Origin of the sequence: Escherichia sp. AM3, assembly GCF_032029835.1 — a bacterium.
GTDB classification, from domain to species: domain Bacteria; phylum Pseudomonadota; class Gammaproteobacteria; order Enterobacterales; family Enterobacteriaceae; genus Escherichia; species Escherichia coli.
Genome location: NZ_JAVUPQ010000001.1, coordinates 196,400 through 210,634, shown reverse-complemented (window position 1 = coordinate 210,634; position 14,235 = coordinate 196,400). Strand labels below are relative to the sequence as shown.

Sequence of the window (14,235 nt, the reverse complement as noted above, 5' to 3'; positions counted from 1 at the left end):
TGGAAAATAATTTCTGAAGACTATACTCGCTAATGGAAAAGCAAAGCCGATGAAGCGCAATAAATTGCGAGATAAATCTGATTTGCTAGTATGCCCGCTTCCTCACTATCGGAGTTAACACAAGGATGAGATTAACGACGAAATTTTCGGCCTTTGTTACGCTGCTCACCGGGTTAACAATTTTTGTGACTTTGCTGGGCTGTTCGCTAAGTTTCTACAACGCCATTCAGTATAAGTTTAGTCATCGCGTTCAGGCGGTGGCGACGGCGATTGATACCCACCTTGTGTCGAATGACTTCAGCGTATTAAGGCCACAAATTACCGAATTAATGATGTCGGCAGATATCGTTCGTGTAGACCTGCTCCATGGTGATAAACAGGTTTATACCCTGGCCAGAAATGGTAGTTATCGTCCAGTTGGCTCCAGCGATCTGTTTCGCGAACTGAGCGTTCCGTTGATAAAGCATCCGGGGATGTCGTTGCGTCTGGTTTATCAGGATCCGATGGGCAACTATTTCCATTCGTTGATGACCACCGCGCCGCTCACGGGGGCGATTGGCTTTATCATTGTTATGCTCTTCCTGGCGGTACGCTGGTTACAACGGCAACTTGCCGGGCAAGAATTGCTGGAAACCCGGGCTACTCGTATCTTAAACGGTGAGCGTGGCTCTAATGTGTTGGGAACCATCTATGAATGGCCGCCCAGAACCAGCAGTGCGCTGGATACGCTGCTTCGTGAAATTCAGAACGCACGCGAACAACACAGCCGTCTTGATACGCTGATCCGCTCTTATGCCGCCCAGGACGTGAAAACCGGCCTCAATAACCGACTCTTTTTCGATAATCAGTTAGCAACGTTACTGGAAGATCAGGAGAAAGTAGGTACCCACGGGATCGTGATGATGATTCGTCTGCCGGATTTCAATATGTTGAGCGATACCTGGGGGCACAGCCAGGTTGAAGAACAGTTCTTCACTCTGACGAATCTGCTGTCGACATTTATGATGCTCTACCCTGGCGCACTGCTGGCGCGTTACCACCGCAGTGATTTTGCTGCGCTGTTACCGCACCGGACGTTAAAAGAGGCAGAGAGCATCGCCGGTCAGTTAATCAAAGCCGTTGATACCTTGCCGAACAATAAAATGCTCGATCGCGACGATATGATCCACATTGGTATCTGCGCCTGGCGTAGTGGTCAGGATACCGAGCAGGTAATGGAACATGCAGAGTCTGCCACGCGTAATGCGGGATTGCAGGGCGGCAATAGCTGGGCTATTTACGATGACTCGTTGCCTGAAAAAGGACGCGGTAATGTTCGCTGGCGTACGCTTATCGAGCAAATGCTCAGTCGCGGCGGCCCGCGCCTTTATCAAAAACCGGCGGTTACTCGCGAAGGTCAGGTTCATCATCGCGAACTCATGTGCCGCATCTTCGATGGTAATGAAGAGGTTAGCTCGGCGGAGTATATGCCGATGGTCTTGCAGTTTGGCTTATCGGAAGAGTATGACCGTCTGCAAATCAGCCGTCTTATTCCACTATTGCGTTACTGGCCAGAGGAAAATCTGGCGATTCAGGTTACCGTTGAGTCGCTGATTCGCCCGCGTTTTCAGCGTTGGCTGCGCGATACGTTAATGCAATGTGAAAAATCACAACGAAAACGCATGATTATTGAACTTGCAGAGGCCGATGTAGGTCAACATATCAGTCGTTTACAACCTGTTATTCGTTTAGTGAATGCTTTAGGGGTACGGGTAGCCGTCAACCAGGCTGGTTTGACGCTGGTAAGTACCAGTTGGATCAAAGAACTTAATGTTGAGTTACTCAAGCTCCATCCGGGGCTGGTCAGAAACATTGAGAAGCGAACGGAGAACCAGCTGCTGGTTCAAAGCCTGGTGGAAGCCTGCTCCGGGACCAGCACCCAGGTTTACGCCACCGGCGTGCGTTCGCGAAGCGAGTGGCAGACCCTGATTCAGCGCGGTGTTACAGGCGGGCAAGGGGATTTTTTCGCGTCCTCACAGCCACTTGATACTAACGTGAAAAAATATTCACAAAGATACTCGGTTTAACCTGCCGTTTAATCCGTTTTCACGTAGAATAACGCGCGCTGCGTCTCATGGGAGTGTGCTTGTCTGCTCGCCAGATTGTTGCAGCACATATGCAGATGAATGACCTTACGCGGTTGCAAACAGGCGAGGAATGCTGCTGATGCATTAAGCCTTTCTGGACTCAGGCAGAGATTTGTAACAAAGGAAACGAACTGCACTAATTTTCACCGTAGCAGATGATTTTTGCGCCTTGTCGCTGCTGCGTGTGGTTGGTAAAGTAAGCGGATTTTCTTTTCCGCCCCAGCTTTCAGGATTATCCCTTAGTATGTTGAAAAAATTTCGTGGCATGTTTTCCAATGACTTGTCCATTGACCTGGGTACTGCGAATACCCTCATTTATGTAAAAGGACAAGGCATCGTATTGAATGAGCCTTCCGTGGTGGCCATTCGTCAGGATCGTGCCGGTTCACCGAAAAGCGTAGCTGCAGTAGGTCATGACGCGAAGCAGATGCTGGGCCGTACGCCGGGCAATATTGCTGCCATTCGCCCAATGAAAGACGGCGTTATCGCCGACTTCTTCGTGACTGAAAAAATGCTCCAGCACTTCATCAAACAAGTGCACAGCAACAGCTTTATGCGTCCAAGCCCGCGCGTTCTGGTTTGTGTGCCGGTTGGCGCGACCCAGGTTGAACGCCGCGCAATTCGTGAATCCGCGCAGGGCGCTGGTGCCCGTGAAGTCTTCCTGATTGAAGAACCGATGGCTGCCGCAATTGGTGCTGGCCTGCCGGTTTCTGAAGCGACCGGTTCTATGGTGGTTGATATCGGTGGTGGTACCACTGAAGTTGCTGTTATCTCCTTGAACGGTGTGGTTTACTCCTCTTCTGTGCGCATTGGTGGTGACCGTTTCGACGAAGCTATCATCAACTATGTGCGTCGTAATTACGGTTCTCTGATCGGTGAAGCCACCGCAGAACGTATCAAGCACGAAATCGGTTCGGCTTATCCGGGCGATGAAGTCCGTGAAATCGAAGTTCGTGGCCGTAACCTGGCAGAAGGTGTTCCACGCGGTTTTACCCTGAACTCCAATGAAATCCTCGAAGCACTGCAGGAACCGCTGACCGGTATTGTGAGCGCGGTAATGGTTGCACTGGAACAGTGCCCGCCGGAACTGGCTTCCGACATCTCCGAGCGCGGCATGGTGCTCACCGGTGGTGGCGCACTGCTGCGTAACCTTGACCGTTTGTTAATGGAAGAAACCGGCATTCCAGTCGTTGTTGCTGAAGACCCGCTGACCTGTGTGGCGCGCGGTGGCGGCAAAGCGCTGGAAATGATCGACATGCACGGCGGCGACCTGTTCAGCGAAGAGTAATCGGATGCAGGCAGGGGAAGTGTCTGTTTACCCTGCCTGGTCTGATACGAGAATACGCATAACTTATGAAGCCAATTTTTAGCCGTGGCCCGTCGCTACAGATTCGCCTTATTCTGGCGGTGCTGGTGGCGCTCGGCATTATTATTGCCGACAGCCGCCTGGGGACGTTCAGTCAAATCCGTACTTATATGGATACCGCCGTCAGTCCTTTCTACTTTGTTTCCAATGCTCCTCGTGAATTGCTGGATGGCGTATCGCAGACGCTGGCCTCGCGTGACCAATTAGAACTTGAAAACCGGGCGTTACGTCAGGAACTGTTGCTGAAAAACAGTGAACTGCTGATGCTTGGACAATACAAACAGGAGAACGCGCGTCTGCGCGAGCTGCTGGGTTCCCCGCTGCGTCAGGATGAGCAGAAAATGGTGACTCAGGTTATCTCCACGGTTAACGATCCTTATAGCGATCAAGTTGTTATCGATAAAGGTAGCGTTAATGGCGTTTATGAAGGCCAGCCGGTCATCAGCGACAAAGGTGTTGTTGGTCAGGTGGTGGCCGTCGCTAAACTGACCAGTCGCGTGCTGCTGATTTGTGATGCGACCCACGCGCTGCCAATCCAGGTGCTGCGCAACGATATCCGCGTAATTGCAGCCGGTAACGGTTGTACGGATGATTTGCAGCTTGAGCATCTGCCGGCGAATACGGATATTCGTGTTGGTGATGTGCTGGTGACTTCCGGTCTGGGCGGTCGTTTCCCGGAAGGCTATCCGGTCGCGGTTGTCTCTTCCGTAAAACTCGATACCCAGCGCGCTTATACTGTGATTCAGGCGCGTCCGACTGCAGGGCTGCAACGTTTGCGTTATCTGCTGCTGCTGTGGGGGGCAGATCGTAACGGCGCTAACCCGATGACGCCGGAAGAGGTGCATCGTGTTGCTAATGAACGTCTGATGCAGATGATGCCGCAGGTATTGCCTTCGCCAGACGCGATGGGGCCAAAGTTACCTGAACCGGCAACGGGGATCGCTCAGCCGACTCCGCAGCAACCGGCGACAGGAAATGCAGCTACTGCGCCTGCTGCGCCGACACAGCCTGCTGCTAATCGCTCTCCACAAAGGGCTACGCCGCCGCAAAGTGGTGCTCAACCGCCTGCGCGTGCGCCGGGAGGGCAATAGTGGCGAGCTATCGTAGCCAGGGACGCTGGGTAATCTGGCTCTCTTTCCTCATTGCGCTGTTGCTGCAAATCATGCCCTGGCCAGATAACCTGATTGTTTTCCGGCCAAACTGGGTGTTACTCATCTTGTTGTATTGGATCCTGGCCTTGCCTCATCGCGTAAATGTGGGCACAGGTTTTGTGATGGGTGCCATACTGGATCTGATCAGCGGCTCGACGCTTGGCGTACGCGTATTGGCGATGAGCATCATTGCTTACCTGGTGGCGCTGAAATACCAGCTTTTCCGCAACCTCGCATTATGGCAGCAGGCGCTGGTCGTCATGTTGCTTTCGCTGGTGGTGGATATTATTGTTTTCTGGGCAGAGTTTTTAGTGATTAACGTCTCTTTCAGACCGGAAGTGTTCTGGAGTAGTGTAGTCAATGGGGTGCTCTGGCCGTGGATTTTCTTGCTGATGCGCAAAGTCCGTCAGCAGTTTGCAGTGCAATAAAGGTTTCTATGACTTCTCTGTATTTAGCTTCCGGTTCTCCGCGTCGTCAGGAGTTACTTGCGCAACTTGGCGTGACCTTTGAACGTATTGTTACGGGCATTGAGGAGCAGCGTCAGCCGCAGGAGAGCGCGCAGCAGTATGTTGTGCGTCTGGCGCGCGAGAAAGCACGGGCAGGTGTCGCGCAAACGGCGAAGGATCTCCCGGTGCTGGGTGCGGATACTATCGTTATCCTGAACGGAGAAGTGCTGGAGAAACCGCGCGACGCAGAGCATGCGGCGCAGATGTTGCGCAAATTATCGGGTCAGACCCATCAGGTGATGACAGCAGTGGCGTTGGCCGACAGCCAGCACATTCTCGATTGCCTGGTGGTCACCGATGTGACTTTCAGAACGTTAACAGACGAAGACATCGCGGGCTATGTCGCCAGCGATGAACCGTTAGATAAAGCAGGTGCATACGGTATTCAGGGGCTGGGTGGCTGTTTTGTCAGGAAGATAAATGGCAGCTATCACGCCGTAGTCGGCTTACCGCTGGTTGAAACGTATGAATTATTAAGTAATTTTAACGCACTGCGTGAGAAAAGGGATAAACATGACGGCTGAATTGTTAGTAAACGTAACGCCTTCGGAAACGCGAGTGGCGTATATTGATGGCGGTATTCTGCAGGAAATTCATATTGAACGTGAGGCGCGACGCGGAATAGTAGGCAATATCTACAAGGGTCGTGTAAGTCGTGTACTTCCGGGTATGCAGGCGGCTTTTGTAGATATTGGGCTGGATAAAGCCGCGTTTCTTCATGCATCCGACATCATGCCGCACACCGAATGTGTGGCGGGTGAAGAACAAAAGCAATTCACGGTGCGCGACATCTCGGAACTGGTTCGTCAGGGGCAAGATCTGATGGTGCAGGTGGTGAAAGATCCGCTTGGCACTAAAGGTGCGCGCCTGACCACCGATATCACGCTCCCTTCTCGCTATCTGGTGTTTATGCCAGGGGCTTCTCACGTTGGGGTTTCCCAACGTATTGAAAGCGAATCAGAACGTGAACGCCTGAAAAAAGTGGTCGCAGAGTATTGCGACGAGCAGGGCGGGTTTATCATCCGTACCGCAGCGGAAGGGGTTGGCGAGGCTGAACTGGCCTCCGATGCCGCTTATCTGAAACGCGTCTGGACCAAAGTTATGGAGCGTAAAAAACGCCCGCAGACCCGTTATCAGCTGTACGGCGAACTGGCGCTGGCGCAGCGTGTTCTGCGTGATTTCGCCGATGCCGAACTGGACCGCATTCGCGTTGACTCACGCCTGACTTACGAAGCGTTACTTGAGTTCACCTCGGAGTACATTCCCGAGATGACAAGCAAGCTGGAGCATTACACAGGACGCCAGCCGATTTTCGATCTCTTTGATGTCGAAAACGAAATCCAGCGAGCGCTGGAACGCAAAGTAGAACTGAAATCCGGTGGTTATCTCATTATCGACCAGACCGAAGCGATGACCACCGTGGACATCAATACCGGAGCGTTTGTCGGTCATCGCAATCTGGACGACACCATTTTCAATACCAATATTGAAGCGACGCAGGCTATCGCTCGCCAGTTACGGTTGCGTAATCTGGGCGGGATTATCATTATTGATTTCATCGATATGAATAATGAAGATCACCGCCGCCGAGTGCTGCACTCGCTGGAGCAGGCGTTGAGCAAAGACCGGGTGAAAACCAGCGTTAATGGTTTTTCGGCGCTGGGGCTGGTGGAGATGACGCGTAAACGCACCCGCGAAAGCATTGAGCACGTACTGTGTAACGAATGCCCAACCTGCCACGGTCGCGGAACGGTGAAAACCGTGGAAACGGTATGCTATGAAATCATGCGCGAGATTGTTCGTGTCCACCATGCTTACGACTCCGACCGTTTCCTGGTCTATGCTTCTCCGGCAGTAGCTGAAGCCTTGAAAGGCGAAGAGTCACACTCGCTGGCGGAAGTGGAAATTTTCGTTGGCAAACAGGTTAAAGTACAAATTGAACCGCTCTATAACCAGGAGCAGTTTGACGTCGTAATGATGTAAACAGATGCTGGGCCGCCATCCGGCAAAGGGTTTTTGAGTCACATTTTTAGCAGACAAGGAGTGACGGGTGAGGCGATTGCCGGGGATTTTACTGCTTACTGGAGCCGCGCTCGTTGTGATCGCTGCCCTGCTGGTTAGCGGCCTGCGTATTGCTTTACCGCATCTTGACGCCTGGCGTCCGGAAATCCTCAACAAAATAGAATCCGCGACTGGCATGCCGGTAGAAGCCAGTCAGCTCTCAGCCAGCTGGCAGAATTTTGGCCCGACGCTTGAAGCACACGACATCCGTGCAGAACTAAAAGATGGCGGCGAATTTTCGGTTAAACGCGTTACTCTGGCGCTGGATGTCTGGCAGAGCCTGTTACATATGCGCTGGCAGTTTCGCGACCTCACTTTCTGGCAGCTGCGCTTTCGCACCAACACTCCTATCACCAGCGGTGGTAGTGATGACAGTCTGGAAGCCAGTCACATCAGCGATCTGTTTCTTCGTCAATTTGACCATTTCGATCTTCGCGACAGTGAAGTCAGTTTCCTGACGCCATCCGGTCAGCGCGCCGAGCTGGCGATCCCACAACTCACCTGGCTGAACGATCCACGTCGACACCGTGCGGAAGGCCTGGTAAGCCTCTCCAGCCTTACCGGACAGCACGGCGTGATGCAGGTGCGCATGGATTTGCGCGATGATGAGGGGTTGTTAAGCAATGGTCGCGTCTGGCTCCAGGCGGATGACATCGACCTGAAGCCGTGGCTCGGTAAATGGATGCAGGACAATATTGCGCTGGAAACGGCACAGTTCTCCCTTGAAGGCTGGATGACGATCGACAAAGGCGATGTAACCGGCGGTGACGTCTGGCTGAAACAGGGCGGTGCCAGCTGGTTGGGCGAGAAGCAAACGCATACGCTGTCGGTGGATAATCTGACCGCGCATATTACGCGTGAAAATCCGGGCTGGCAGTTCTCTATTCCCGATACACGGATCACGATGGACGGCAAACCCTGGCCGAGCGGAGCATTGACGCTGGCCTGGATACCGGAACAGGACGTTGGCGGCAAAGACAATAAACGCAGTGACGAACTCCGGATTCGCGCCAGTAATCTGGAGCTGGCAGGCCTGGAGGGCATACGCCCGCTGGCCGCGAAACTTTCACCTGCACTGGGTGATGTTTGGCGCTCCACACAACCGAGCGGCAAGATTAACACTCTGGCGCTGGATATCCCGCTTCAGGCGGCAGACAAGACCCGTTTTCAGGCATCGTGGAGCGATCTGGCCTGGAAGCAATGGAAATTATTACCGGGTGCGGAACACTTCTCCGGGACGCTTTCCGGCAGCGTTGAAAATGGTTTGCTTACCGCGTCGATGAAGCAGGCAAAGATGCCTTACGAAACGGTATTCCGTGCGCCACTAGAAATCGCCGACGGCCAGGCAACTATAAGCTGGCTGAACAATAACAAAGGTTTCCAGCTGGATGGGCGTAATATTGACGTTAAAGCCAAAGCCGTCCATGCGCGCGGCGGTTTTCGTTACCTGCAACCTGCTAACGATGAACCCTGGCTGGGTATTCTGGCTGGCATCAGTACCGATGATGGTTCACAAGCCTGGCGCTATTTCCCGGAAAACTTGATGGGTAAAGACCTGGTTGATTACTTAAGTGGCGCGATTCAGGGCGGTGAAGCGGATAACGCGACGCTGGTTTATGGTGGCAATCCGCAACTCTTCCCCTATAAACACAACGAAGGTCAGTTTGAAGTGCTGGTGCCGCTGCGCAACGCGAAGTTTGCCTTCCAGCCGGACTGGCCTGCATTAACTAACCTTGATATTGAACTGGACTTTATTAACGACGGTTTATGGATGAAAACCGATGGCGTTAATCTGGGCGGCGTGCGCGCGAGTAATCTTACCGCAGTGATCCCTGACTACTCAAAAGAAAAACTGCTGATTGACGCTGACATTAAAGGTCCGGGTAAAGCCGTTGGCCCTTACTTTGATGAGACACCGCTGAAAGATTCTCTGGGTGCGACCCTGCAAGAACTCCAGCTCGACGGCGATGTGAATGCTCGCTTACATCTTGATATCCCGCTGAACGGCGAGCTGGTAACCGCGAAAGGTGAAGTGACGCTGCGTAATAACAGTCTGTTTATCAAACCACTCGCCAGCACCCTGAAAAATTTGAGCGGTAAATTCAGCTTTATCAATGGCGATCTGCAAAGTGAATCACTGACAGCAAGCTGGTTTAATCAGCCGTTGAACGTGGATTTTTCCACCAAAGAAGGGGCAAAAGCCTACCAGGTAGCGGTAAACCTCAACGGTAACTGGCAACCGGCGAAAACCGGCGTTCTGCCTGCAGCGGTGAACGAAGCATTGAGTGGCAGCGTGGCGTGGGATGGTAAAGTGGGCATTGTTCTGCCTTATCATGCTGGCGCGACGTATAACGTAGAGCTAAACGGCGATTTGAAGAATGTGAGCAGTCACTTACCTTCACCGTTAGCCAAACCTGCGGGTGAACCACTGCCGGTAAACGTTAAGGTTGATGGCAATCTCAACAGCTTTGATTTAACCGGACAGGCTGGTGCGGATAACCATTTCAATAGCCGCTGGTTGCTCGGTCAAAAGCTGACGCTCGACCGTGCTATTTGGGCGGCAGACAGTAAAACGCTCCCGCCGTTGCCGGAACAAAGTGGTGTTGAACTCAATATGCCGCCGATGAATGGTGCCGAGTGGCTGGCCCTGTTTCAGAAAGGTGCGGCGGAGAGTGTCGGTGGTGCAGCGAGTTTCCCACAACACATAACGTTACGTACGCCTATGTTGTCGCTGGGAAATCAGCAATGGAATAACCTGAGTATTGTTTCGCAACCGACGGCAAATGGCACCCAGGTTGAGGCGCAAGGGCGTGAAATCAACGCCACGCTGGCGATGCGTAATAACGCGCCGTGGCTGGCGAATATCAAATATCTTTATTACAACCCGAGCGTGGCGAAAACTCGTGGTGATTCAACGCCGTCATCACCTTTCCCGACAACGGAGCGCATTAACTTCCGTGGCTGGCCGGACGCACAAATACGATGCGCAGAGTGCTGGTTCTGGGGGCAAAAATTCGGTCGTATTGACAGTGATCTCACCATTTCTGGCGATACATTAACGCTGACCAATGGACTGATTGATACTGGTTTCTCGCGGCTTACTGCCGATGGTGAATGGGTTAATAATCCGGGGAATGAACGTACCTCGCTGAAAGGAAAACTGCGCGGGCAGAAAATTGATGCCGCCGCAGAATTTTTTGGTGTCACGACGCCCATACGGCAGTCGTCATTTAATGTGGATTACGATTTACACTGGCGTAAAGCACCGTGGCAGCCAGATGAGGCGACGTTGAATGGCATCATTCATACTCAACTGGGTAAAGGCGAAATTACCGAAATCAATACCGGACATGCCGGGCAATTGCTGCGCTTATTGAGCGTAGATGCCCTGATGCGTAAGCTGCGTTTTGATTTCAGAGACACTTTTGGCGAAGGGTTCTATTTTGACTCCATTCGCAGCACCGCGTGGATTAAAGACGGCGTTATGCACACCGACGACACGCTGGTGGATGGCCTGGAGGCGGATATCGCCATGAAAGGGTCGGTAAATCTGGTACGTCGCGACCTGAATATGGAAGCGGTTGTCGCACCAGAGATTTCTGCGACGGTGGGCGTGGCTGCGGCTTTTGCGGTTAACCCCATTGTTGGCGCGGCAGTGTTTGCCGCCAGTAAAGTGCTGGGGCCGCTGTGGAGCAAAGTCTCCATTTTGCGCTATCACATTTCGGGTCCGCTGGACGATCCGCAAATCAACGAAGTGTTGCGCCAACCGCGTAAAGAAAAAGCGCAATGATTTGACGAGGGCGCGTAATTGCCCCAATCTCATAGGATAATCGTTGCCAAAGGCCAACGAGCCAGAACATAACCGTAGGTCGGATAGGGCGTTCACGCCGCATCCGGCAGCCGTTGCCTGATGCGACGCTGTGCGTCTTATCAGGCCTACAAACGGAACATAACCGTAGGTCGGATAAGGCGTTTACGCCGCATCCGACAGCCGTTGCCTGATGCGACGCTGTGCGTCTTATCAGGCCTACAAACCGGAACATAACCGTAGGCTGGATAGGGCGTTCACGCCGCATCCGGCAGCCGTAAAAAATCCTCTACTGCAGTAACTAACGAGTAGCAAAAACGATGAGTCTTAACCTGGTAAGTGAACAATTGCTAGCGGCGAACGGCCTGAAACATCAGGACTTGTTCGCGATCCTCGGTCAACTGGCCGAACGTCGCCTTGATTATGGCGATCTCTATTTTCAGTCGAGCTATCACGAATCCTGGGTTTTAGAAGACCGCATTATTAAAGATGGTTCTTACAACATCGATCAGGGCGTTGGTGTGCGTGCAATCAGCGGTGAAAAAACCGGATTTGCTTACGCTGACCAAATCAGCCTGCTGGCGCTGGAACAGAGTGCGCAAGCGGCGCGCACCATCGTCCGTGATAGTGGTGATGGTAAAGTACAGACGCTGGGCGCGGTAGAGCATAGCCCGTTGTATACCTCGGTAGATCCGCTGCAAAGCATGAGCCGTGAAGAGAAGCTGGATATCCTGCGTCGCGTCGATAAGGTTGCCCGCGAAGCGGACAAGCGCGTACAGGAAGTGACTGCCAGCCTCAGTGGTGTCTATGAATTAATTTTGGTTGCGGCCACCGACGGCACGCTAGCGGCGGATGTCCGTCCGCTGGTGCGTCTTTCCGTGAGCGTTCTCGTCGAAGAAGATGGCAAACGCGAACGCGGTGCCAGTGGCGGCGGCGGTCGTTTTGGTTATGAATTCTTCCTTGCCGATCTCGACGGCGAAGTCCGTGCGGATGCATGGGCAAAAGAAGCAGTGCGTATGGCGCTGGTCAATCTTTCTGCCGTTGCTGCACCAGCGGGCACCATGCCGGTAGTACTTGGCGCAGGTTGGCCGGGCGTGCTGTTGCATGAAGCGGTTGGTCACGGTCTGGAAGGCGACTTCAACCGCCGTGGCACTTCAGTATTTAGTGGACAGGTCGGGGAGCTGGTGGCTTCAGAACTGTGTACCGTGGTTGATGATGGCACGATGGTCGATCGCCGAGGTTCGGTGGCGATTGATGACGAAGGTACGCCAGGCCAGTACAACGTGCTGATTGAGAACGGCATTCTGAAAGGCTACATGCAGGATAAACTCAACGCGCGTTTGATGGGGATGACGCCGACTGGCAACGGTCGCCGTGAATCCTACGCCCATCTGCCCATGCCGCGTATGACCAACACCTATATGCTGCCGGGTAAATCGACCCCGCAGGAAATTATTGAATCCGTTGAGTACGGTATCTATGCACCGAACTTTGGTGGCGGTCAGGTGGATATCACCTCCGGCAAATTCGTTTTCTCCACTTCAGAAGCATATCTGATTGAAAACGGTAAAGTAACGAAGCCGGTGAAAGGCGCAACGTTGATTGGTTCCGGTATCGAAACCATGCAGCAGATTTCGATGGTTGGCAACGACCTGAAACTGGATAACGGCGTGGGTGTCTGCGGTAAAGAAGGGCAAAGTTTGCCGGTTGGCGTGGGCCAGCCAACGTTGAAAGTCGATAACCTGACTGTTGGCGGTACTGCGTAATAATTTCACTATTTTCAGAAGGATAATTAATCTTTCTACGTGCACGAACGGTCCCCTCGCCCCTTTGGGGAGAGGGTTAGGGTGAGGGGAACCCGTTGGCACAGGTTTGAACAACGTAACAGTACAATATGAATTACTTCTCTTTCCCGCGCCCATGCATCTCCTGAAACAATTTACCGACCTCAACAAAATAATCCGTCAGCGAGTTGATCACGACCTGTACCTTCAGCGGCAGTTTATCTTTTTCGGTATACAACGCATAAACCGGGCGTGGATCTGACTGGTAACGCGGCAGCAGGATCTCCAGCTCCCCACGATTGATCTCGTTGATCACCCACATCAGCGGCACGTAGGCGATCCCGGCACCCGCCGTCAGCCAGCGCACCAGCGTCATCGGATCATTAGTCACAAATCTTCCTTGTGGGATCAGGCGAGTCGAGATCCCTTCCGGTGCGATCAGTTCAAATTCATTGTCGGGCCGCACGCTGTATTCAAGCCATGAATGACTACTCAAATCGGCGGGTTTTTCCGGTATGCCGTATTGTGTGAGATAGCTTTTCGCGGCGCACACCACCATCGGCATCGCGCCCAGACGGCGGGAAAACAGGCTGGAATCCTGCAACGCGCCGACGCGGATTACCACATCCAGACCATCGGCAATCAGGTCGGGGGCAGGAATTCCGGTAACCAGATTGACGCTCAAACCTGGGTATTCTTTCAGCATTTTTGCTGTCAGCCCGGCGAGAACATTTTGTGCCATAGTTGAAGAACAGCCAATGCGCAGCGTCCCGATGGGGGTGTTATTGAAGGCATACAGTTGCTCATGAACATCCTGCACTTCATGGAGCATCCGACGGCAGCCCTGGTAGTAAATTCTGCCGGCTTCAGTCAGACCAATGCTGCGTGTACTACGGTTTAACAGCTTTACCTGCAACTCATCTTCCAGTTTTGACACCGTCTGACTGATGGACGAAACGCTCATCTGTAGCTGTCTGGCGGCGGCGGTAAAAGAGCCAAATTCAACTACTTTGGCAAACACCGACATGCGTTTTAGTCGTTCCATTATTCACTCTGACTTAAAAGTGATTTAGATCACATAATATAGATAACAGCATAACAGTTACGCTAATATATTAAATATCAATCTACAGCAATGTTGCTCTCGCCCGGCTTTCCATGCCCTTCTCTGCGGCGACAGATGCTGAAAATAATAACGCCTGCTCTCTCTATACAACCAAGGTCGACATGAGTCTGTTTCCCGTTATCGTGGTGTTTGGGCTGTCCTTCCCACCGATATTTTTTGAATTGCTTTTATCACTGGCGATTTTCTGGCTGGTGCGCCGGGTACTTGTGCCAACAGGTATCTACGACTTTGTCTGGCATCCGGCGTTGTTCAACACCGCGCTCTATTGCTGCTTGTTTTATTTGATATCGCGACTGTTCGTTTGAGG

10 protein-coding genes are annotated in these 14,235 nt (G+C 52.7%); 9 read left to right on the top strand and 1 reads right to left on the bottom strand.

Features of this window, described 5'->3' with window-relative positions; all coding sequences use genetic code 11:
- Positions 1-125: 125 nt before the first annotated feature.
- From csrD to tldD, 8 genes are all read left to right on the top strand, one after another.
- Positions 126-2,066, top strand: coding sequence for an RNase E specificity factor CsrD (gene csrD / locus RTW80_RS01015; RefSeq protein WP_312718158.1), 1,941 nt, complete (start codon positions 126-128; stop codon positions 2,064-2,066).
- Between the two features lie 304 nt (positions 2,067-2,370).
- A complete protein-coding gene (gene mreB / locus RTW80_RS01010; RefSeq protein WP_000913396.1) occupies positions 2,371-3,414 on the top strand; it encodes a rod shape-determining protein MreB in 1,044 nt (347 codons plus the stop codon).
- A gap of 65 nt (positions 3,415-3,479) precedes the next feature.
- Positions 3,480-4,583, top strand: coding sequence for a rod shape-determining protein MreC (gene mreC, locus RTW80_RS01005; protein WP_000802511.1), 1,104 nt, complete (start codon positions 3,480-3,482; stop codon positions 4,581-4,583).
- The gene (mreD, locus tag RTW80_RS01000) at positions 4,583-5,071 is read left to right on the top strand and encodes a rod shape-determining protein MreD (protein WP_000179409.1); all 489 of its coding nucleotides are present in this window, start codon (positions 4,583-4,585) and stop codon (positions 5,069-5,071) included. Before mreC ends, mreD begins: the two co-directional genes overlap by 1 nt.
- A gap of 8 nt (positions 5,072-5,079) precedes the next feature.
- Positions 5,080-5,673, top strand: coding sequence for a nucleoside triphosphate pyrophosphatase YhdE (gene yhdE / locus RTW80_RS00995; RefSeq protein ID WP_000203105.1), 594 nt, complete (start codon positions 5,080-5,082; stop codon positions 5,671-5,673).
- Entirely contained in the window at positions 5,663-7,132 is a 1,470-nt protein-coding gene (gene rng, locus RTW80_RS00990; protein ID WP_000123197.1) for a ribonuclease G, read from the top strand. Before yhdE ends, rng begins: the two co-directional genes overlap by 11 nt.
- Positions 7,133-7,199: 67 nt before the next feature.
- Positions 7,200-11,000, top strand: coding sequence for an AsmA2 domain-containing protein YhdP (yhdP, locus tag RTW80_RS00985; protein WP_063119377.1), 3,801 nt, complete (start codon positions 7,200-7,202; stop codon positions 10,998-11,000).
- 338 nt (positions 11,001-11,338) lie between these two features.
- Entirely contained in the window at positions 11,339-12,784 is a 1,446-nt protein-coding gene (gene tldD / locus RTW80_RS00980; protein WP_000055909.1) for a metalloprotease TldD, read from the top strand.
- 133 nt (positions 12,785-12,917) lie between these two features.
- On the opposite strand, the gene aaeR is transcribed toward tldD, so the two are convergent.
- Positions 12,918-13,847, bottom strand: a complete 930-nt coding sequence (gene aaeR, locus RTW80_RS00975; protein WP_000440317.1) for an HTH-type transcriptional activator AaeR — start codon at positions 13,845-13,847, stop codon at positions 12,918-12,920.
- 182 nt (positions 13,848-14,029) lie between these two features.
- On the opposite strand from aaeR, the gene aaeX reads away from it, so the two are divergent.
- Positions 14,030-14,233, top strand: coding sequence for a p-hydroxybenzoic acid efflux pump operon protein AaeX (gene aaeX, locus RTW80_RS00970; RefSeq protein WP_000051841.1), 204 nt, complete (start codon positions 14,030-14,032; stop codon positions 14,231-14,233).
- The last annotated feature ends 2 nt before the right edge of the window (positions 14,234-14,235 follow it).

What these genes read in the sequence shown, in the direction of transcription:
- csrD (WP_312718158.1), top strand. Translation starts at nt 126, where the DNA reads ATGAGATTAACGACGAAATTTTCGGCCTTTGTTACGCTGCTCACCGGG.
- mreB (WP_000913396.1), top strand. Translation starts at nt 2,371, where the DNA reads ATGTTGAAAAAATTTCGTGGCATGTTTTCCAATGACTTGTCCATTGAC.
- mreC (WP_000802511.1), top strand. Translation starts at nt 3,480, where the DNA reads ATGAAGCCAATTTTTAGCCGTGGCCCGTCGCTACAGATTCGCCTTATT.
- yhdE (WP_000203105.1), top strand. Translation starts at nt 5,080, where the DNA reads ATGACTTCTCTGTATTTAGCTTCCGGTTCTCCGCGTCGTCAGGAGTTA.
- rng (WP_000123197.1), top strand. Translation starts at nt 5,663, where the DNA reads ATGACGGCTGAATTGTTAGTAAACGTAACGCCTTCGGAAACGCGAGTG.
- tldD (WP_000055909.1), top strand. Translation starts at nt 11,339, where the DNA reads ATGAGTCTTAACCTGGTAAGTGAACAATTGCTAGCGGCGAACGGCCTG.
- aaeR (WP_000440317.1), bottom strand. Translation starts at nt 13,847, where the DNA reads ATGGAACGACTAAAACGCATGTCGGTGTTTGCCAAAGTAGTTGAATTT.
- aaeX (WP_000051841.1), top strand. Translation starts at nt 14,030, where the DNA reads ATGAGTCTGTTTCCCGTTATCGTGGTGTTTGGGCTGTCCTTCCCACCG.